This window comes from Candidatus Methylomicrobium oryzae (assembly GCF_016745425.1).
GTDB classification, from domain to species: Bacteria; Pseudomonadota; Gammaproteobacteria; order Methylococcales; family Methylomonadaceae; genus Methylomicrobium; species Methylomicrobium oryzae.
Genome location: NZ_JAERVK010000019.1, coordinates 1 through 19,926 on the forward strand (window position 1 = coordinate 1; position 19,926 = coordinate 19,926).

23 protein-coding genes and 1 riboswitch are annotated in these 19,926 nt (G+C 54.9%); of the genes, 15 read left to right on the forward strand and 8 right to left on the reverse strand.

The genetic code is table 11. The features are described from left to right. Positions 1 to 42 precede the first annotated feature (42 nt). From JJL52_RS18065 to JJL52_RS18075, 3 genes are all read right to left on the reverse strand, one after another. Complete coding sequence (locus JJL52_RS18065) at positions 43 to 954, reverse strand: SDR family oxidoreductase (protein ID WP_202053891.1); 912 nt, start codon at positions 952 to 954, stop codon at positions 43 to 45. Between the two features lie 320 nt (positions 955 to 1,274). Next, positions 1,275 to 1,469 carry a hypothetical protein gene (locus tag JJL52_RS18070; RefSeq protein WP_202053892.1) on the reverse strand — a complete coding sequence of 65 codons (195 nt, stop codon included), beginning with the start codon at positions 1,467 to 1,469 and terminating at the stop codon, positions 1,275 to 1,277. Positions 1,470 to 1,660: 191 nt separating this feature from the next. Beyond that, positions 1,661 to 1,993 (reverse strand): cupin domain-containing protein, encoded by a 333-nt coding sequence (locus JJL52_RS18075; RefSeq protein ID WP_202053893.1) that lies wholly within the window; start codon positions 1,991 to 1,993, stop codon positions 1,661 to 1,663. Between the two features lie 55 nt (positions 1,994 to 2,048). On the opposite strand from JJL52_RS18075, the gene JJL52_RS18080 reads away from it, so the two are divergent. From JJL52_RS18080 to JJL52_RS18090, 3 genes are read left to right on the forward strand one after another with little or no spacing between them, the layout of a single operon-like run. Further along, complete coding sequence (locus JJL52_RS18080) at positions 2,049 to 2,522, forward strand: archease (RefSeq protein ID WP_236994347.1); 474 nt, start codon at positions 2,049 to 2,051, stop codon at positions 2,520 to 2,522. A gap of 10 nt (positions 2,523 to 2,532) precedes the next feature. Continuing rightward, the gene (locus tag JJL52_RS18085) at positions 2,533 to 3,963 is read left to right on the forward strand and encodes an RtcB family protein (RefSeq protein WP_202053894.1); all 1,431 of its coding nucleotides are present in this window, start codon (positions 2,533 to 2,535) and stop codon (positions 3,961 to 3,963) included. Positions 3,964 to 3,975: 12 nt separating this feature from the next. Beyond that, positions 3,976 to 4,341, forward strand: coding sequence for a DUF2784 domain-containing protein (locus tag JJL52_RS18090; RefSeq protein ID WP_202053895.1), 366 nt, complete (start codon positions 3,976 to 3,978; stop codon positions 4,339 to 4,341). A 4-nt stretch (positions 4,342 to 4,345) separates the two neighbouring features. On the opposite strand, the gene JJL52_RS18095 is transcribed toward JJL52_RS18090, so the two are convergent. Next, positions 4,346 to 4,516 carry a hypothetical protein gene (locus tag JJL52_RS18095; RefSeq protein WP_202053896.1) on the reverse strand — a complete coding sequence of 57 codons (171 nt, stop codon included), beginning with the start codon at positions 4,514 to 4,516 and terminating at the stop codon, positions 4,346 to 4,348. Between the two features lie 146 nt (positions 4,517 to 4,662). Here JJL52_RS18095 and JJL52_RS18100 point away from each other — a divergent pair, with 146 nt between their 5' ends. The 10 genes from JJL52_RS18100 (at position 4,663) to JJL52_RS18145 (ending at position 12,949) form a co-directional block, all read left to right on the forward strand. Further along, positions 4,663 to 5,793: a GNAT family N-acetyltransferase gene (locus tag JJL52_RS18100; RefSeq protein ID WP_202053897.1), complete on the forward strand. Its 1,131-nt coding sequence runs from the start codon at positions 4,663 to 4,665 to the stop codon at positions 5,791 to 5,793. Positions 5,794 to 5,915: 122 nt separating this feature from the next. Further along, positions 5,916 to 6,086 carry a rubredoxin gene (locus JJL52_RS18105; protein WP_202053898.1) on the forward strand — a complete coding sequence of 57 codons (171 nt, stop codon included), beginning with the start codon at positions 5,916 to 5,918 and terminating at the stop codon, positions 6,084 to 6,086. Between the two features lie 19 nt (positions 6,087 to 6,105). After that, the gene (locus JJL52_RS18110) at positions 6,106 to 7,119 is read left to right on the forward strand and encodes an NAD(P)/FAD-dependent oxidoreductase (RefSeq protein WP_202053899.1); all 1,014 of its coding nucleotides are present in this window, start codon (positions 6,106 to 6,108) and stop codon (positions 7,117 to 7,119) included. Between the two features lie 40 nt (positions 7,120 to 7,159). Continuing rightward, on the forward strand, positions 7,160 to 7,819 hold the full coding sequence (gene bluB, locus JJL52_RS18115; protein WP_202053900.1) for a 5,6-dimethylbenzimidazole synthase: 660 nt from the start codon (positions 7,160 to 7,162) through the stop codon (positions 7,817 to 7,819). Continuing rightward, entirely contained in the window at positions 7,803 to 8,843 is a 1,041-nt protein-coding gene (gene cobT / locus JJL52_RS18120) for a nicotinate-nucleotide--dimethylbenzimidazole phosphoribosyltransferase (RefSeq protein WP_202053901.1), read from the forward strand. Before bluB ends, cobT begins: the two co-directional genes overlap by 17 nt. A gap of 60 nt (positions 8,844 to 8,903) precedes the next feature. Continuing rightward, positions 8,904 to 9,737 (forward strand): AlbA family DNA-binding domain-containing protein, encoded by an 834-nt coding sequence (locus JJL52_RS18125; protein WP_202053902.1) that lies wholly within the window; start codon positions 8,904 to 8,906, stop codon positions 9,735 to 9,737. Positions 9,738 to 9,769: 32 nt separating this feature from the next. Beyond that, positions 9,770 to 10,516 (forward strand): adenosylcobinamide-GDP ribazoletransferase, encoded by a 747-nt coding sequence (cobS, locus tag JJL52_RS18130; RefSeq protein WP_202053903.1) that lies wholly within the window; start codon positions 9,770 to 9,772, stop codon positions 10,514 to 10,516. Continuing rightward, positions 10,501 to 11,064, forward strand: coding sequence for an alpha-ribazole phosphatase (gene cobC, locus JJL52_RS18135; protein WP_202053904.1), 564 nt, complete (start codon positions 10,501 to 10,503; stop codon positions 11,062 to 11,064). Before cobS ends, cobC begins: the two co-directional genes overlap by 16 nt. Continuing rightward, positions 11,061 to 12,455, forward strand: coding sequence for a cobyric acid synthase (locus tag JJL52_RS18140; protein WP_202053905.1), 1,395 nt, complete (start codon positions 11,061 to 11,063; stop codon positions 12,453 to 12,455). The genes cobC and JJL52_RS18140 overlap by 4 nt, the downstream gene beginning before the upstream one ends. Then, positions 12,452 to 12,949, forward strand: a complete 498-nt coding sequence (locus JJL52_RS18145) for a bifunctional adenosylcobinamide kinase/adenosylcobinamide-phosphate guanylyltransferase (protein ID WP_202053906.1) — start codon at positions 12,452 to 12,454, stop codon at positions 12,947 to 12,949. The genes JJL52_RS18140 and JJL52_RS18145 overlap by 4 nt, the downstream gene beginning before the upstream one ends. A gap of 144 nt (positions 12,950 to 13,093) precedes the next feature. Here JJL52_RS18145 and JJL52_RS18150 read toward each other — a convergent pair whose 3' ends face one another. The 4 genes from JJL52_RS18150 to JJL52_RS18165 all read right to left on the reverse strand — a co-directional run bounded on the left by JJL52_RS18150 (position 13,094) and on the right by JJL52_RS18165 (position 17,690). Continuing rightward, positions 13,094 to 13,663, reverse strand: a complete 570-nt coding sequence (locus JJL52_RS18150) for a hypothetical protein (RefSeq protein WP_202053907.1) — start codon at positions 13,661 to 13,663, stop codon at positions 13,094 to 13,096. Between the two features lie 177 nt (positions 13,664 to 13,840). After that, positions 13,841 to 15,916 carry a TonB-dependent receptor plug domain-containing protein gene (locus JJL52_RS18155; RefSeq protein WP_202053908.1) on the reverse strand — a complete coding sequence of 692 codons (2,076 nt, stop codon included), beginning with the start codon at positions 15,914 to 15,916 and terminating at the stop codon, positions 13,841 to 13,843. 109 nt (positions 15,917 to 16,025) lie between these two features. Continuing rightward, positions 16,026 to 16,235, reverse strand: a riboswitch (cobalamin riboswitch). A 471-nt stretch (positions 16,236 to 16,706) separates the two neighbouring features. Continuing rightward, positions 16,707 to 17,015, reverse strand: coding sequence for a hypothetical protein (locus tag JJL52_RS18160; protein ID WP_202053909.1), 309 nt, complete (start codon positions 17,013 to 17,015; stop codon positions 16,707 to 16,709). A 231-nt stretch (positions 17,016 to 17,246) separates the two neighbouring features. Further along, positions 17,247 to 17,690 (reverse strand): PA2169 family four-helix-bundle protein, encoded by a 444-nt coding sequence (locus JJL52_RS18165; protein ID WP_202053910.1) that lies wholly within the window; start codon positions 17,688 to 17,690, stop codon positions 17,247 to 17,249. Positions 17,691 to 17,930: 240 nt separating this feature from the next. On the opposite strand from JJL52_RS18165, the gene hemW reads away from it, so the two are divergent. After that, a complete protein-coding gene (gene hemW / locus JJL52_RS18170; RefSeq protein ID WP_202053911.1) occupies positions 17,931 to 19,064 on the forward strand; it encodes a radical SAM family heme chaperone HemW in 1,134 nt (377 codons plus the stop codon). 33 nt (positions 19,065 to 19,097) lie between these two features. Continuing rightward, a complete protein-coding gene (gene pyrE / locus JJL52_RS18175; protein WP_202053912.1) occupies positions 19,098 to 19,742 on the forward strand; it encodes an orotate phosphoribosyltransferase in 645 nt (214 codons plus the stop codon). The last annotated feature ends 184 nt before the right edge of the window (positions 19,743 to 19,926 follow it).

The following is a 19,926-nucleotide window of genomic DNA, read 5'->3' on the forward strand; positions in this document are numbered from 1 at the left end:
CCGTCCTCTCCCCGAGGCCGGGGGTTTTTTTATGGCCGAGGTTCAGGCCGCTCGCGTTTCGCCGCCTAGCAGCGTTATGATTTCGCCATTGATATAGCTGGAGTCGCTGTTCGAGGCGAAAAACACAAACGCCGGTGCAATTTCTTCCGGTTGCGCGGGCCGCTTCATGGGGGTATTGCTTCCATGCTGGGCGACTTTTTCGGCCGGTTTATCGACAACATTCAAAGGCGTCCAGACCGGACCCGGTGCAACGCAATTGACGCGGATGCCCTTTTCGATCAGATTGAGCGCAAGCGATTTTGTGAAGGCATGAATGGCGCCTTTTGTGGTAGCGTAATCGATCAAATGCTTGTTCCCTTCCAAACCGGTAATAGAACCGCAGTTAACGATCGCATCGCCGTCTTTCAAATGCTTGACCGCGGCCTTTGCCATACGAAAGTAGCCGTAGATATTGGTTTTAAACGTTTTATCGAATTGCTCATCCGAAATCTCTTCAATGGACTCCTGGTTTTGCTGGTAAGCCGCGTTATTGACCAGGATGTTCAGCTCACCGAATTCCTGAACGACTCTCTCCACTGCGTTTTGGCAAAATTCCGGACTGGTTACATCGCCGGCAATCAGCACACAACGGCGGCCTTCTTTTTCGACTTGCCGTTGCGTCTCTTCGGCATCTCTTTGCTCTTCGGGGAGATAAGTAATCGCGGAATCAGCGCCTTCGCGCGCAAAAAGAACTGCTACCGCACGGCCGATTCCCGAATCGCCTCCCGTGATTAATGCGACCTTATCTTTTAATTTATCTGCGCCCTTGTAAGTGGGGGCAAGATATTCAGGTCGCGGAGTCATTTCAGCTTCAATTCCGGGGCGTTCCTGATGCTGAGCGGGCAACGGGCTTTTCGGATATTTTTCGCTCGGCGTTTGTTCTCCGGGCGAGTAAGATTTAGCTTCTTTGGCCATAAGCTTCCTCCTGTCATTACACTATACACTTGATTTTTCTATCAGGCCTAACTCCGGCACTGGAATACGATTTTCAGTCCCTTATCGTTGGGATTATATTTCGGATTCGATTGTTCAATCGGTCGAGGGGATGGGCGAATAATCGGTGGAAAATACAGTTGGGAGAAGCGAACCTCGCGGCTCCTATTCGAAAATGCGAAGCATGAAATCTTGATGATTGGCGCGGACGGGCTTCCAGAGCGGAGTCCTTATTTCTTGGTGGTTGGATAGATTTGAAGCAAATGGCTGAGAAATTTGGATAAGTGTGTGGCAGCTTTCAGTCAGCCGTGCAAGCCAAACCAGTCTACAGAGTGAAATGAAAGAGAATTCGCGGACTTTGCATGTTGGGCCTGAAAAAAATCTTCGATGATGTATTCCAGGCCATAAAAACTGATGCCATTGAATTCCTGGCAAAGCGATTCGAGCGGAGAGCTCGGGTTATGGACCGGTGCATTCTGCATATCAAATTCATCCATTTTGGCCTCCTGTGCATTTGGTCATAAGCGTCCTGCAAGCGCAGGGATACATACCCGATTAACCTGCATGAGACAAATAATTCGGAGAACGGCTTCTCTTCAATAAAATATAGTCAACAGATGCTGAATGCAGAGTGAACGAAATAAATAATCCTTTAGATGGGCCTTTCTATAACAAGGCGAAGCGAAGGCTAACGCCAGTGGATCGCCAGCCAGATGGTTTCCAGAACAGGATCCGTCCATTCGACGCGGTGGCGGCGATGCGCAGGTATGAGTAAATAATCGCCGCGCTTCAGATGCACGGGGTTAGCCTCATCTTGATAACTCAACGTCGCCCGCCCCTGGAGTAGGAGTACCCATTCATCCCAGCTTTGGTCATACCATTGATTCTCCGGGGTCGCATGACCTTTGGAAACGATCCGTTCGATTTCGATTCCGCCTTGTTTCAGAAGGGTTTCGAACAGTTCGTCCGGTAAGTGCTTCGGAACATTTGAGAAAAGATTGCCAAGCGTTGTCGAATGCATGTGTTATCTAATCGATTCGAAAACTGGGATTATAGTGGAAGGCCGAATTTTGAACATGAACCATTTATTCTGCGAGCCGCCGGGAAAGAATATGCCGAAAGCACAGTCACAGCTTCCGCATTGGGAACACTTCGATCATGACGCCGATATGGGAATCCGGGACATTGCGCCGACGCTTGCCGGAAGCTTTGAACAGGCCGCCCTGGCTTTGACCGCGGTCATCACCAATCCGAATACCGTCGGGAATACTCGGGCGCTTTCAATAAAATGCCAAGCACCGGATAATGAATTGTTATTCTTGGATTGGATCAACGAGTTGATCTACCAGATGTCGACGCAGCATTTGATTTTCGGTTGCTACAAAGTAAAAATTGAACAAGGCAAGCTGACCGCTACGGCCAGCGGGGAAACCGTGGACCGGGAAAGGCATCAGCCTGCCGTAGAGATCAAAGGCGCCACCTTTACCGAATTGCGGGTTTACCGGAACGAAGAGGCCATGTGGATCGCGCAATGCATTGTCGATGTCTAGGAGAAACGCGATGAATATCGGTCAGTTGATTCGACGCGGCGAAACCTGCTGGGAAATTCCGCCCACGAGCGCCATGCGGGTGCCGGCTGTCATCTATGCGGATGAAGAGCTGATTCGCGCGATGGACCAGAAGGTCTACGAACAAATTACCAATGTCGCGACTTTGCCTGGCATCGTGGAGGCGGCGTATGCGATGCCCGATGCGCATTGGGGCTACGGTTTTCCGATCGGCGGTGTGGCCGCGTTCGATCCTGATCAGGGCGGCGTGGTTTCGGCCGGCGGCGTCGGTTTCGATATTTCCTGCGGTGTGCGGACTTTATATACCGGCTTGACGATGGATATGCTTAGATCAGGCCTGCATCGGTTGGCGGATGAACTGTATCGGGCGATTCCGGCCGGGGTCGGCAGCCGCGGAAAAATACATTTGAATCCGCATGAAATGACCGCGATGCTGAGCGGAGGCGCACGCTGGGCGGTCGATCGGGGATTCGGGGAAGCAGCGGATCTGGAACGCATCGAAGAAGGTGGCTGCATGGCAGGCGCCGATCCGGCCCAGGTTTCAGCGAAAGCCCGGGAGCGGCAGCGGCAGGAAATGGGCACGTTGGGATCGGGTAACCATTATCTGGAAGTGCAGCGCGTCGTTGAAATCTATCACAGGCCGATTGCAGAGGAATTCGGTTTACGGACCGACGGCATCGTGATTACGATTCATTGCGGCTCCCGGGGGCTGGGCCACCAGATCGGCACCGAATTTTTGAAAGAAATGGCGATGGCGGCTGCCCAATACAAAATCGCCTTACCCGACCGCGAACTCGCCTGCGCGCCGATCCGTTCGCCGCTGGGCCAGCGCTATCTCGGTGCGATGCGCGCCGCGATCAATTGCGCACTGGCCAACCGCCAGATACTGACGCATCTGACCCGGAAGGCGGTGGATACGTTGTTTCCCGGCGTCCGCTTGAGATTGCTGTATGATGTTTCGCACAACACCTGTAAAGTGGAAAAATACACGGTAAACGGCCGCAAAAAGGAGTTGTATATTCACCGCAAGGGCGCAACTCGCGCTTACGGGCCGGGCCATCCGGATTTACCCGAGGCATTTCGCGGAGTCGGTCAGCCGGTGCTGATCGGCGGTTCGATGGGTACCAGTTCCTATGTGCTGTGCGGAACCGAAAAAGGCGCAAGCCAGGCTTTCAGTTCCGCTTGTCACGGTGCCGGTCGGGCAATGAGTCGGCATCAGGCTACCAAACAGTGGCGCGGCCGCGAACTGGTGGACGAACTGGCACGACAGGGCATCATCATTCGCAGCCCTTCGTTGCGAGGAATCGCCGAAGAGGCTCCGCTGGCGTATAAAGACGCCGGAGCGGTCGTCGACGCGGCAGACAAGGCCGGGCTGGCGCATAAAATTGCCAGACTGGAACCGGTCATCTGCATCAAAGGCTAAGTTACCGTTCCTATGCTAAATCGGATATTTGCCGACCTGACCGTAGTGATTCACTTCGCCTTTATCCTGTTCGTGATATTCGGCGGGCTGTTGGTATTAAAATACCCCAGGATGATCTGGGTGCACCTCCCTGCCGCGATATGGGGCGCGATGATCGAATTTGCGGGGTGGCTATGTCCCCTGACCCTGCTCGAAAACCGGCTGCGCTCGACGAGCGGCGATCATTACGCGGGCGGATTCATCGAGCATTACATCGTACCGATCATTTATCCTTCAATGTTGACCCGAGACATACAGATCGTATTGGGATTTTGCGTGATCTTACTGAACCTGGCCGTTTACGGAACGGTGTATGCGAGATGCCGCAAAATCAGCTAGTGCATCAGTTAAGAAACGGCGCATAGATCATTTGACGGAATATTCGGGGCGTTTTTGGATGATCGGTGACTTTGCCGTACATTGTTTTGAACGTCGGACGGTTATTAGCGGGCATCCCACCATCGCCGACCCATTCGATGCCGGCAGCGGCAGTCAGGCTTCCAATTCTTTCCATAGCGTGAATTCCGCGCAAACGGAGAGTGCTGTTTCGTTACGTTCAATAGCGACTCTTTGTTTCTCACTGGCCTGTAATTAGGGCTTTTCAATCATAGACGGATAAAATGCCGAAAGGGTAACGGCTCCACTTTATCGGGTTTGACCATGCAAGTAAAACAGATAGAAAGCATCGGCGATGTCGCCGACGCGAACTGGAATGCGCTGGCCGGGAGCGATTATCCGTTTATCCGTCATGAATTTCTGGCGGCGCTGGAAGAGAGCGGCTCGGTTTCGGAGTCAACCGGCTGGGTGCCGCGGCATCTGCTGGTATACGATGACGCAGAGCTGATCGCGTTGCTGCCTTTGTATCTGAAAACCCATTCGTACGGAGAATATGTGTTCGATCAGCAATGGGCGGCGGCTTACCGCCAGCATGGCCTGGCCTATTATCCGAAATGGCTGACCGCAATCCCGTTTACGCCGTGTCCGGGACCGCGCCTGTTAGTTAAAGAGGCGGTCAACCGGGCAAGCGTGATGCGGCTGATGCGTGAATTCATCCGGGAGCAGTCGATAGACGAGGGGATATCTTCATGGCATTGTCTGTTTCCTGTCGAACAAGAGGCCGGACAATGGCAATCGCAGGGATTATCGTTGCGTGAGGGTGTGCAGTATCATTGGTTCAACAGAGGCGCCCGGAGTTTCGGCGATTATCTGGAAACGTTCAATGCGGCCAAACGCAAGATGATCCGGCGCGAACGGCGAAAGGTCGGCGAAGCCGGGGTCGAGATGCGGCGCGTGCCGGGCGATCAGGTCACCGATGGGGAGTGGCAGGCGTTTTACCGGTTTTATGCCCTGACCTATTTGAAAAACGCTTCGAGGCCTTATTTAACGGCTGATTTTTTCAGGCGTTGCGCCGCCGCAATGGGAGGCCGAATGCTGCTGGTGCAGGGGCTCAAGCATGGAAAGACGGTCGCTGCAGCATTGAGCTTTATCGGCAGCGATACCTTGTATGGCCGCTATTGGGGCTGTGCCGAAGCATTCGACTCCCTGCATTTTGAGGCCTGTTATTACCAGGGATTGGAGTATTGCATCGAACACGGTTTGCAACGCTTCGATTCCGGTGCGCAGGGCGAGCATAAAATCGCACGCGGCTTCGAGCCGGTCCCGACCTATTCGCTTCACTGGCTGAAGGACCCCGCTTTTGCCGAAGCGATCGAAAATTTTTTGACGCGTGAACGGCAGGCGGTAAAAATCTACCGGTTAAATGCGGCGGATTACCTGCCGTTTAAAAAATAATCGGCGATGGCGGTTTGAAAATGGCCGGAGAACTGATACAGTCAATCATTTGTCTGATTCCGCACAAAACGCGGAACCGCATTTTTGTTTTACCCAAGTTTTTCCAAAATAGAGGAATGATCATGTCGGATTACAAAAGATACCAGTGCACGATTTGCGGGCATATTTACGACGAGAGTGAAGGCGATCCCGACAGCGGCGTGGCGCCGGGCACCCGTTTCGAAGACATTCCGGACGATTGGCGCTGCCCCGAGTGCGGCACCGTCAAAAGCGATTTCGAGTTGATCGGTTAGGATTGGTACGGGATATCGCATGCAAGTCGTGATTATTGGCTCTGGCGTTGCCGGGGTGACTTTTGCGGAGAAATACCGTGCTCTGGACGCCGATGCGGAGATTACCCTGGTGACCCGCGAGAATGACGGCTATTATTCCCGGCCCCTGCTTTCGCGCGGCTTCAGTAAGGATACGATCGAAGAAACGATCGTTCTGAAGCCGTTTTCGGCGCTTAGGGAAAACCGTATCGAGGTGATCAGCGGCGCCGATATCACCGCGATACATCGCGTCCCGCGCCGGGTCGATGTGGGTGGCGCGTGTCAGGAAAAATCGCTCAAATACGACAAGCTGATCATCGCGCAGGGCTCTTCCGCATTCGTTCCGCCCCCACTCAGGCCTTACCGCGAGCTGTTTTTTTGCCTGAACAGCTTGACCGATTTAAAGACGCTGCGCAAGTTCCGCTACGGTATCGTGAGCCAAAACCGCCGGCCGGACTGGGCGATCATCGGCGGCGGCTTGATCGGTTGTGAGGTCGCCTCCGATCTGGCCGTTTCCGGCGACAGCGTAACGCTCTACCATGCGACGAGCCGGTTAATGGAACGCCAGCTGGTCGAAGAGGATTCGCTGTCGCTGCTCGAAAACCTGAATCACGCCGGCGTCGACGTGCTGTTGAACCAATCCGTCCATAGTCTTGCCGACGAGAACGACAAGGTGTGCGTGCTGACCGAAGCGGCGGCCGAATTCGATGCGGTGATCGTGGCGTGCGGCTTCAAGCCGCGCACCGGACTGGCCGAACAGGCGGGGTTGGCGGTCGGGCGCGGGATCAAAGTCGACGATTGCCTCAGAACCGAAGACGAGCATATCTATGCGCTGGGCGATGTCGCGGAACTGCCGAACGGCAGGCTGTATGCCTACATCATGCCGATACGCCATCAGGCGAACTGGCTGGCGGCCCATCTGGCTGGTCAGGAACGCGGGAGCTGGACGCCGCCGGTTTTTACTACCAAAGCGAAGGTGCACGGTTTCGAAGCGGCGCATCCTTATCATCTCTAAGTTTTGCATCTCCGGCGAACGCTCGATTCTTACCGGTCCAATGACTGAACACCGTTATTCCGAGACGGAGCGCGCCGCCGTCTACCGGGCGATCTACGAGCGCCGCGATATGCGCCATTTCCTGCCCGATCCAATTGCTTCCGATGTGCTCAGGCGTCTGCTCGAGGCCGCGCACCATGCGCCCAGCGTGGGCTTCATGCAGCCGTGGCGGTTCATTCGGATTACTTCGAACGCCTTACGCGGGCAAATCCATGCGCTGGTCGAACAGGAGCGGGTCCGGACCGCCAAAGCATTGCACGAGCGCGAAGACGAATTCATGAAACTGAAAGTCGAAGGCATTCTCGACTGCGCAGTCGTACTGGTTGCGGCGCTTTCCGACCGGCGCGAGAAAGCCGTGTTCGGCCGGCGCACGATGCCGGATATGGACCTCGCTTCGCTGGCCTGTGCAATTCAGAATATCTGGCTGGCGGCCAGGGCGGAAGGCTTAGGCATGGGCTGGGTCTCGCTGTTCGAGCCTGAGGAACTCAAACGCCTGCTGGCGATGCCCGAAGGCAGCCAGCCGGCCGCGATCCTGTGCCTGGGCCATGTCGAACGGTTTTACGAAAAACCGATGCTGGAGCAGGAGCAGTGGGCGGAGCGGATGCCGCTCGACGATCTATTGTTCGAAGATCGCTGGAACAGCCGTGCCGACCCTGTTTGATGTTCGGCCGCTGCCCCGGGCCCTGGAGCGGGCTTTGCAGGCCAGAATCGATCAAAAGACCAAACCGCTCGGTGCCCTGGGGCAATTGGAAACATTGGCGCTGCGGATCGGGCTGATACAGAACAGCCTGACGCCTTCGTTGGATAAGCCCTGCATTATCGTATTCGCGGGCGACCACGGCATCGCTGCGGCCGGCGTCAGCGCTTATCCGCAAACGGTTACCGCGCAGATGGTCGCCAATTTTGCCGCGGGCGGCGCAGCGATCAATGTGTTTGCCAGGCAACATCAAGTTGATCTGCGGATTGTCGATGCCGGCGTGAATGCCGACCTTTCGGCGCTGCCCGGTTTGATTCATGCCGGTATCGGCAAGGGTACGGCCAATTTTCTGGAACAGCCGGCGATGGCGCCCGAACAATGCGAAACGGCGCTCGGCAGGGGGGCCGAACTGGTGCGGCAGCAGTATGATCGGGGCTGCAACTGCATCGGTTTCGGCGAAATGGGAATCGGCAATACGTCCTCCGCGGCGTTGATCATGCACTGTTTGACCGGCTTGCCGCTGGAACGCTGCATAGGCCGGGGGACCGGTCTTGACGATGCGCAGCTGCATCATAAATTCGAGGTTTTAAAACGGGCGTTAACCCGCCATCCGGAATTGACCGGCGCAGCCGAAGTATTGGCCACCTTCGGCGGCTTCGAGATCGCGATGATGACGGGCGCCTACCTGAAAGCCGCCGAACTGCACATGCTGATCGTCGTCGACGGCTTTATCGGGTGCAGTGCCCTGCTGGCGGCAGCGAAGATTTATCCTGCCGTGCTTGACTATTGCGTTTTCAGCCATATGTCAGAAGAACTGGGGCATCGGGCCTTGCTGGAACAGCTGAATGCAGAGCCTTTACTGAATCTGGGCATGCGGCTGGGCGAGGGTTCCGGTATCGCGCTGGCCTATCCGCTGTTGCGGTCAGCGGTCGCCTTTTTGAACGAGATGGCCAGCTTCGATCAGGCCGGCGTCGACCAAAAACTGTGAAGCTGTTGAAAATCCCTATCTTCACGATCACTTTTCGCCCTACGGAAAACTGAAGCGAGCATGAAGCGATTTTTTATCCTGATACTGAGAATCTGGCGGCAGCAATTGAAACTGTATTTGGCCGCGGCCTTGAACGGCGCGCTGATCGGCGTGCTGATTCTGGCGCCGAGCTACGATTATATCAGCGCGCGCGAGCAGTCTGTGGATCCGCTCTCTTCGTTCGAGTATATGTTCGGGCAAGTCGCCGACATGGTGATGGGCAGGATTTCGCACAATAATTTGATGCTGCTGATGTTCTATGCGGAAATCGGCGCGGTGGTCGGGCTGTTGTCGCTTTTTTTATTCAGAGTGATCCATCAGCGTTTCGTCCATATCGATTATTTGAAAATGGAACTGGACAAGGATTTGCCTTCGATCATCCGCCAGGGCGAGGGGCCTTACCTGGAATTCAAATCGTCGCTGCGCTGGGACATGGCGGAATCGCGGATCAATCGTGCGTTGGAAGGCGTGATACTGAAAACGCTGGCGGGCTTCTTGAACAGCCCTATCGGCGGGACGCTGCTGATCGGCGTGGCCGACAACGGCGAAGTGATCGGGCTGGAGAAAGATTATCAAACCTTGAAAAGACCCGATCAGGACGGTTTCGAACAGGCGGTGATGACGGCGATTTCGGCGAATCTCGGCGCCGACCTGTGCGCTTTCGTGCATGTGCTGTTCCATGTGATCGACGACAGGCATGTCTGCCGCCTGATCGTCTCGCCGGCGAACCGGCCGGTGTTCGTCGAGCAGGGCAACACGCAAAAATTCTATGTGCGAACCGGCGGCGCGACCCGCGATCTGAATATCAAGGAAGCGCTGGATTTTATTGGCGGGCGCTGGAAAGGAATCAAGTAAACATGGAAGGCAGTCGTTCCCGGGGCTTCCGAATGATTTATCCTGAACGCTTCTGGCTGGCGCTCGGTTTCTATACCCGCCTTCCGTGCCCTCCAAGTCTCGATTACCGGCAATTGCCGCAAGCGGCGGTTTTTTTGCCGATGGTCGGCTGGCTCGTCGGCGCGTTATCGGGAGCGGCGTTTTATCTGGCGGCGCTGCTCTGGCCGCCGACGGTCGCGGCGGTGATCGCGTTGATCGCGGGGATTTGGATCACCGGCGCTTTTCACGAAGACGGCTTCGCGGATGTCTGCGACGGTTTCGGCGGCGGTTACGGCAAAGAGCGCATTCTCGCCATCATGAAGGATTCGGCGATCGGGGTATACGGTACGCTCGGTCTGATGCTGCTATTGCTGCTGAAGGTCGGCTTGCTCGGATCGATGGACGTTCGAATTGCGCCCTGGATTTTGCTGTCGGGACACAGCGTGAGCCGGCTGATGCCGCTGCTGTTGATGCGGCGATACCGTTATGCGCGAACCGAAAACAGCAAAAGCGGCGGGGCGATGTTCATGCCCAGGTTCGCCGATCTGTCGTTTGCGATGGCTATCGCGCTGCTGCCGTTCGTTTTCCTGCCGGCCGGTTGTCTGCTGGCGGCATTGCCGCCCGTGTTTTCCACACTGTGGCTGGGCCGGTATTTTAATCGGCATATCGACGGCTATACCGGCGATTGCCTCGGCGCCTGCCAACAGGTCGCCGAAATCGTGTTCTATCTGGGCATCGGCGCGTTATGGACATCTATCTGATCCGTCATACCCGGACCGCAACCGAAGCCGGACTGTGTTACGGCCGGACCGACGTGACTTTGTCGCCCGGCTTCAGCGAGGACGTGGCGATACTGCAACGGAAGCTGCCGGCATTGACTGACGGCTGTACGGTATTCAGCAGTCCTTTGACGCGCTGCATGCAATTGGCCGAAATTTTATCGCCGAGCGTGATTGTCGACGACCGGCTGCTTGAACTGAATTTCGGCCAATGGGAAGGCCGGCGCTTCGACGAAATCGACCCCGAATTGCTCAGCCGGTGGACCGGCAATTTCGTCGAGACCGCGCCGCCCGAAGGCGAGAGCTTTGCCGATCTCTGCGAGCGCGTCGGCGGTTTCTGGCAGGAACTGTTGCGCCAGCCGCACGAAGAGGTGCTGGTCGTGACCCACGCCGGCGCAATCCGTGCCCTGCTTGCGCGGGTGCTGGAGCTGCCGCCGGCGAATGCATTCCAATTGCGCATCGATCCCGGCTCGGTGCACAAGCTGCGCCGCCAGCACGATTATACCTATATCGATTATCTGAACCGATGATGAAACCGTTGGCTGTATTCGGCACCAGTTCCGATGCCGGGAAAACCACCCTGGTGATGGCCTTATGCCGGATTTTCGCCGACCGGGGAATCAGGGTCGCGCCATTCAAGGCGCAGAATGTCTCGAACAATTCGGCGGTGACCGTCGAAGGCGGGGAAATTTCCAGGGCGCAGTGCCTGCAGGCTGAAGCCGCGCGCGTCGAGCCGAGCTGCCGCTTCAACCCGGTGCTGCTGAAATCGCAAGGCAGCGGTTCGGTGCAGGTGATCGTGAACGGCAAGGTTTATCGAAATGAGTCGATCGCCGATTATTACGACCACATCGGCACGTTGCAGGCCGAGGTTGAGAAGGCGTTCAACGGCCTTCGAGAGGATTTCGACCTGGTGGTCGCCGAAGGCGCGGGCTCGCCGGTCGAGCTGAACCTGCTCGACAAGGATTTATCGAACACCTTCGTCGCCAAAACGTTCAACACAAAAAACATCCTGGTCGCCGACATCGAGCGCGGGGGCGTGTTTGCGTCGATTTACGGGACGCTCGAATTGATGGACCCGGTGATGCGGGCGAACCTGGTCGGCGTGATCGTGAACAAGTTCCGCGGCGATCGGCGCTTTTTCGACGAAGGCGAGAAAATCATTGCGGAACGCTTCGGCGTGCCGGTGTTGGGCGTCGTGCCGTTCCGGCCGCTAAATATCGACATGGAAGATTCGCAGTCGCTGCAGAACTACCGCCAGCGCCTCGGCGCGGTCAAAGTCCGGGTTGCGGCAATTGCCTATCCGGGGCTCAGCAATTATAACGACCTGGACGCCCTGATCGCCGATCCCGAACTCGACGTCGAGGTGCTGCACGGCTACCGCCCGTTGGCCGGCTTCGACATGGCGCTGCTGCCGGGCAGCAAGACCGTGATCCGCGATCTGCACTGGTTAAAGCAGCAGGGGCTGTTTGCGGAACTGCGACAGTTTACCGGGCCGATATTTGGTCTCTGCGGCGGCTATCAGATGCTGTGCAACAGGCTGCACGATCCCGATGCGCTCGAGCATGATGTGCCCTGCGTGGAAGAAGGGCTGGGGCTGATCGACGACGAAGTAATCTATCGAAGCCCGAAAATCCTCGCGCGCGGCGCCTACCGGCTATTTTCGGAAGAGGCGGTGCAGGGCTATGAAATCCACTGCGGCCGCCTTCAGAAACATCCGTTGTTCTATCGTCAGGGCCGGGTTTCGGGGACACACGTGCACGGGGTGTTCGATCACGATGCGTTCCGTACCGGCTATTTCCGGGCGATCGATCCGGCTTACCGGGGATTTTGCTATCCGGATTACCGCGAGGCGGAAATCAGCCGATTTGCGGAAACGGTCGGCGCGCATGTCGACATCGACCGGATTCTGGAAGCGTTATGAAAACCTTGTTTACCGGCGGCGTCAAAAGCGGCAAATCGCGTCTGGCCGAAGCGTATGCTCTGGAACAGGCGGGCGGCCGCAAGCCTTATTATTTGGCGACGACCGAGTTTGTGGATGATGAAATGAAGGAGCGGATCATGATTCATCGGCAGCGCCGTCAGGACAAATTCGTCACAATCGAGGCGCCGGTCAATCTGCTGGCGGCCTTGCAATGCTGCCCCGGCCCGGTGCTGGTCGAGTGCATCTCGATGTGGCTGAACAATCAGCTCTTTCACGGCGTGCCGGAGGCGGACATCCTGGCCGAACTGGAAGCGGCGATGCAATTGCCGTGCACGATGGTGTTGGTGCTGAACGAGGTCGGCCTGGGGATCATTCCGGACAATGCGCTGGCCAGGCAGTATGTCGATTTGTCCGGCAGGGCCGCGCAACTGATCGCGGCCCATTGCGAGCGGGTGTTTTTCTGCAGTGCGGGGTTAAAGCTGCAGATGAAATAGACAACCGTCAGGTAGGATGGAAAACGATGCCGTTAAGTTAAGCCGTCATCTCGGCAGGGATTGCCGGAATGACGAGTTTACCTTAACTTAATGGCATTGGGTGGAGAAGCAGTAGCGCATCCACCTCGCGAGAGAGACGGTTTATTAAGCCGAGGTGTGGCGGCTTTGAAGCGCCGGCAAAAAAGCCAGCAATTTGACCAGAGCGTAGCCCGCCGCGGCATAAAGCAGAGTCGAGCCGACATAAGGCAGATAATACGGCAGGCCGCCAGCAATATAGGCGCTCAGGGAAACCTCGTCAAAACGCCCGGAAAGCAGGTAAAAGCTGCCGTTCGAAATGATGAAGGCCGCCGTCGAGGCCAGCATCAGCATACCGACGTTCAAAGGCAGACCGATCCGGTCGAACGTTTTATATCGGCCGCAATAACGGCCGGCCAGCCACATCACCCCGTAAGTCGGAATCATAAAAACATAGGCCGGCGAAATGCAGTAAGCGCTGGTACCGTTCGCGATCGCCAGATAATCGATCAATCCCGCCAGGAGTAAAAGGAATGCGAGCAGGGCGGGTTTCCGGTAGAAGCCGGCAAAGAAAAATACCGCCAGCGACGCATCGGGCAGATGCAGCGCATCGCCGAAGTGATGATAGCGGGTCAGCACCATCAGCGCGATCAGCGGAATGGGTAAATACTTTGTTTGCAGCCATTGTGTCGTATTCATCAGATTATCTCCTGTCAATCGGTTTGCGAGTCTGTCCGCCCGGCGGCCGGTTATTATAAAGGATAAGGGCGGAGAAGTTTCGCTCCGCAGAAGATTAAAGTATCCAACAGTTGGGGGCGTTTATCCAGCGGATTATTGCGTTCGACGCTTAACATGCGGTTGGGGTTTGGTAGGCTGTCAAAAACGGTAGCTGACGGAGCCCTGAAAAGTACGTTGGTAATTGGTGGGGTATACCACGGGGTTATTGGTCCCGAAATCGACGAATTGCCCGTTCGCGCCGTTGAACAAATTTTGGATCGAAAAATCGACCGTCCAGTGTTTCCGGTCCGCCAACTGGTAAGTAAAGGTGGTCGCGTTGTAAGCCTGTTGTTTGCCCACTGAGTTGTCGAAGTCGCCTTCCGCATAACTGTCCGATTGATATTTATGGGAAAGGCTGATCGTATGATAGGGGAGCGGCAGCAGCGTACTGGTGAATTGTTTGCCGAGCGTCGCGAGTACGATGTGTTTCGGTTGGGCGGCGATTTGATAGGCTTGCGAGCCGACCTTGGCGCGCGTATCCGTATAAACGTAGTTGGCGCTGGCGTAAAAAAGAGCGAAATCCTTGTATACGGAGAGTTCTACGCCGTACTTGGAAGACGAGTCGTAGTTAGTGTTGGTGAAGGTGGAGCTGTTATAGAAAATCTCGTTGTTCAAATCCGAATAATAAAACTCCGCTTTCGCTTTAAACGTATCTTCCAGGTGTTTATACCCGATCGAATAGGTGTCCAATTCCATCGTATTGATGAAACCGTTGAAGATCTTCCCGATCAGCGTAAAGTCGGGGGCATACACCGGAGAAAAGAAACGGTCGATGTCGGGCGATTGAAATGCATGCACGTAACCGGCAAACACGGCATCGTTCCTGGCCAGGGAGAAATTCACCGCCGCGTTCACGCTCGCAGGGTTGACGGTTTTCGATAAAGGATTATTCGCTCCGTCGTTGTTGTGTTTGAAGGTGATGAAAGCCTGCCGGAAACCCGCATTCAAAGACAAACGTTCGTTCACGAAATAGTCGGCCGAAATAAAGCCGGCGACGTTGTTTTTTTCGGTGACCTGGCCCGGCTCCGCGCGCAGATTGTCGTTCAAGTCGAAACCGGCCAATACGGCGAAATCGTCCTGAATCGTCTGCAAGGTGAAGCGATGGTCTTCCCCTTCGTAATGCGGCAGATAATTGTAGGCAGGGTATTTCAAGTCCTTGGTTTTATTGGCATAGGTATAGGCCGCATTCCAGCGGTCGCTGAATTTGTACTTCATCGTGGTCACCCAGTCTTCCTTGTGTACGATATTGCGCGAACCGTTGGTGACGGCGGCATTGGGGTTCCGATTGAAGGTGTCCAAGGACATCGGGCCCGTATAGACGACATTGGAGTCGTCCTTGATGAAAGAGGTGAGGATTTCGAAATTGTCCTTTTGCAAACCCCAGGTCGCTTTGCCGTTTAAATTTTCGGTCGTATCCTTGCTGCCGTCCGCGAGCACCGGTTTTTTGCCTTCCGCATCGAGGTACGTGAAATTGCCGTCCGCCAAAATCTTGAACCCTTTGAAGTCGGTAACGGAGCCGAGATTGATGTGCTCGAGCTTGGTGTTGTAGGTGCCGAAACCCGACCTTACCGAGCCGTACCACGGCTTCCGGTCGAAAGAATTGTTGGTGCGGATGACGATAGTGCCGGCGCCGGCATAATCGCCGTAAAGCACTGAACCGCTGCTTTTGACCACTTCGATTTTTTCGATCGAATCGATGGGAACGGAGCCCAATTGCTGCGGCACCATGTCGATTTGATTCAACGAAACGCCGTCGACCAGGATGTTGATGTTTTGATAGCCGTCGCCGTTGCCGAAGCCGCGCATCGACAGTCTGGGCGTAATGACATTGCCAAAACTGGGGTCCGTCTGGATTTCGGTATTGTATTTGAAGAAATCCAGCAGATTGCTGACGCCGCTCTGCCGGATATTCTCTTTCGAATAGATGGTCACCGACTTAGGGGACAGCAACTCGTCCGCTACCGACGAGCTGGCAGTAACGGTAACCGGAGAAAGCAAGGCTTTATCCTGCGCTTTGACGTTGTAAGTTTCGACCGCTTCTTTCGCCGAAGGCAATTGATAGGAAGGTTTGACTTCTTTTTCTGCTTCGCTTTGGATGTCGGCGTTTTCCGCGGCCCATAATGGCGCCGAAAAAACCAGACCGGAAAATAAGAAGTAAAATCGTGAATCGAGCATTTTATCCTCTGCGCCGCCCGCGCATCTGGGTGATTGACAGGGCGGAGGATAAAACGCAGAGAAAGACGGGAGCTGCCGCGACTTTATCGTGCACAGCCCTCCGCTGTTCCGAATGATGCTTTCTCAGGCCGGTCTCCGGGCTTATAAGCGGCTGGTTGCCGGCATCATCGCCTTCCCATGCCTTAGCACAGTGGCGTATCGATGACGCTTGACTTATTTACCGTTGCGGGGGCAGCGCCGGTCTTGGAATTTCCTCACCGGCTTCCCGTTTAACCGTTGATCCTGAAGAACCAACGGAACCTTAAAGCAGGCGGCAATTATAGAGGGTGGGGGGAGGATGTCAATGAAAAAGGAGTAATTGCGGATTTTGCATCTTTCCGGATTTGTACGATTGGGCTTTGCTGAATCTACCTACGGCCTTAGCGATTTGCGCGGCTAAATTCATTTCTCTTCAAACTTTAACGCCTAATCCGGTGTTTTGGAAAGGGAACGACTTTATCCACAATTTCTGTGGATAAGTCTGTGGGTAAAAAGTGAATGGCGCGGCTAAAATCTGGAATTTACACAGGTTCCGTTAGATTGGCCACTTTTAAGTCAATACGGATTTGATATAAATAATCAATAACTTACGGGTTAATGTGTGCTAGGCAATAGACAAACTTTTAAATTCGGACTGAATCATTCGCCGCACTTCAACTGTGCATAAGTGACGGTAAAAAAATCCGGTTTGCATGCGGTACAATACGGCGTTGCTTATTGCGTTCTCCGGTCCTTACGAGCGCAATCCGAACTATTCGAGTTCCTGGTCCATCTGTTCGTCAATCCTTTCCTGATCTTCGGGCGAACAACCGCAAACGGCGTAGATCAGATTCTTTAAATTGTAGCTGCTGTTGGTTCCGATGGGACCTTCGCAGGTCAGACCGCCATAGTATTCGCCAACCTCGTAGCATTCGATTTTTTCGCCATTATTGGAACAATTGCCCGCCACCCCGATGCGGTCGGCGACATAAATATCCCGTTTATTGACAATATCGCAGGCAGATAAAGGACTATTGATAAGAAGCGCGACTAAACCCGTTAACCCAACCATTAGTTTCATAGTTCCTCCTCGTTATTGTGGCAGAGGGTATTGAATGGCCTTTACGCAACCCATGACAGGAAATACAGCGATAAGTTACATAAGGTTCCCAGTTTGACTGAATCTGGGCTGAGGGGGTTAACCGCTTTGCCGTTCACTCAATACGTCGATGCATCGCGTAAGCGGTGCTGAACCTTGCGCAACGCATCAAGCGCGAACAATGGATTTCCCTCGTCAGCCCGCCACTGCTTATTACATTCGCTGTTGTAGTAAATTATGAACGCGGTCTCTATTGGCGATAACGCCCTGATGCTGCATTTCGACCATGGCTCGAATATCGGCAGGCAGATCCTCATGCAAGGCTTTTTCGTAGGCCTCTACAGCATGCTGTTCACCGATTTCGCAGGCTTTCAGGATCGACTCTTTATCGTTTCCGGCTACTGCCGTTTTCAGATTCGACCACATCCGATGAGCCGCACCCGAAAAACTGCCTTCGGTTTTCGGTTCGCCGCCCAGGCGGCTTACCTCTTTTTGTAACATCGCGGCGCCTTCAGTGCAGCGCTGCGACGTTTTAGTGAAAAAATTCAAAAGTTCCGGATCGGCGACTCTCTCCGCACAATCGTTGAATTCCCGCTCGCCGTCTTTTGATATTTGAATCAGATCGTTAAGGACTGAAATTGTTTCTTCGTTGGTCATCGTGATACTCCTCGAAAGTTTCCCGACAGGAAAGGGTTAGGGTATTTCAGCTTGATCATATCGATCGGTAACAACTCGATTAGGCAGATAGGCCATTGCGGAAGTTCATGCCGGTTATGAATGAACGATGTACCGCCTGTTGATAGTTGAGCAGGTTCGATTCTCAGGAACGATTCCTAATGTCCGCCCTGGGATGAACATGATAAACTGAGTGTTTCGTCAGTCACTTTCCGATAATCGTTGCCGCCGCTCAGCTTATATATCCACATTCCCTGGTGCATCAAAAAATGCCCGTACTGTGATTTCAATTCCCATGCGGTGAAGGACGGTGCGCCGGAGGCGGCTTATATCGGTGCCTTATTGCGCGATTTGGACGAGGATATCCGGCGTTATGCGATAAACAGGCCGATCCGGAGCATTTTCATCGGCGGCGGCACGCCGAGCCTGTTTTCGCCGGAAGCGCTCGACCGCTTGCTGGACGGAATTGCGGAACAGGTACAGTTGCAGGACGACGCCGAGGTCACGCTCGAAGCGAATCCGGGTACTTTCGAAAGCCATAAATTCTCCGAATTCCGGACGCTTGGGATCAACCGGCTGTCGATCGGGATTCAGAGTTTCGACGACCGTTTTTTGCAGGCGCTCGGCCGGGTGCATTCGGCGCGCGAAGCGCTCCGTGCGGTCGAGATTGCGCAGCAGTCCGGCTTCGACAATCTGAACCTGGACTTGATGTTCGGTTTACCGGACGCAAGCGAAGGCAGCGCCGTCAACGACATTCGGACCGCGATCGGCCTGGAGCCGGCGCACATTTCGTTTTACCAATTGACGCTGGAGCCGAATACCTATTTCCATAAATTTCCGCCCCGGCTGCCGAGCGACGAGTCGATTTTCGCGGCGCAAAAAGCCTGTCAAGCGCTGCTGGCCGAGCACGGCTATGCGCAGTACGAGATTTCGGCTTACGCCCGGCCCGGCCGGCAGTGCCGGCACAATCTGAATTATTGGCGATTCGGCGATTATCTGGGCATCGGCGCCGGCGCGCACGGGAAAATTTCCCGGGCATTGCCGGGAAACATCGTCCGTACCTTCAAACCGAGAGGGCCGGAGCAATACCTTGCCGATACGCACCGGCAAGGCGGGGAACAGGCGATTGCCGAGCGAGATCTGCCGCTCGAATTTGTAATGAACCGTCTGCGTCTGAAGCAGGGTTTTATGCTCGACGACTTCTCGGCGGCGACCGGCCTTGCGCCTGCCGCGCTGGAACCGGGTTTGTCGGTCAATTGCAGGCAAAACCTCCTGATCCGGCAGGACGACCGTTTTGTGTGTTCCGAAAAAGGCTGGGATTTTCTGGATACGGTTTTGCAGAATTTCATCGCCTGAAGCTTTCTTTACTCTTAAAATATCTTTATTGCCATGCATGATTATCAAGCACAGTTCATCCGTTATGCGCTCGAGTGCGGAGTCCTGAAGTTCGGCGAATTCCAGCTGAAATCCGGCCGCAGCAGCCCCTATTTCTTCAATACCGGTCTGTTCAATACCGGCGCGAAGCTGGGCCGGCTCGGCCGTTTTTACGCGCAGGCCCTGATCCAGTCCGGCATCGAAACTGACGTCCTGTACGGGCCTGCCTATAAAGGCATTCCGCTGGTCAGCACGACGTCGATCGCATATGCGGAATTGACGGGAGGCGATATCCCTTTCGCATTCAACCGCAAGGAAAGCAAGGATCACGGTGAAGGCGGCACGCTGGTCGGTGCGCCTTTAACGGGGAATGTCGTGATTCTGGACGACGTGATCACGGCCGGCACCTCGGTCAGGGAATCGGTCGAGATCATTCGCGCCGCAGGCGCCGTCCCGGCCGGCGTGGTGATTGCGCTGGACCGCCAGGAGAAAGGCCTGGACGACCGTTCGGCGATTCGCGAAGTCGAGGAACGTTACGGTATGCCGGTCGTTTCGATCATTACGCTGTCCGATATTATCGGTTATCTGACCGGGCATGCCAGAGAGCTGCCCGGCGTACTGGAGGCGATCACAGCCTATCGCGACCGCTATGGTGTCTGACCGTATATTCTGCGGGGCAGACAAAAAAAAACCATTCCGTTACGCCTCGATTAATTATGGTCTACACTTAAAAGCAAATTCGCCTGAGGAAACGCTTGCGTTTCCGATAGCCCGGGTTGTTTTCTTAACAGTTTGAATTTCAACATCTTGTTGGTCCAGACATTCGACTCTTAACCGACGCATA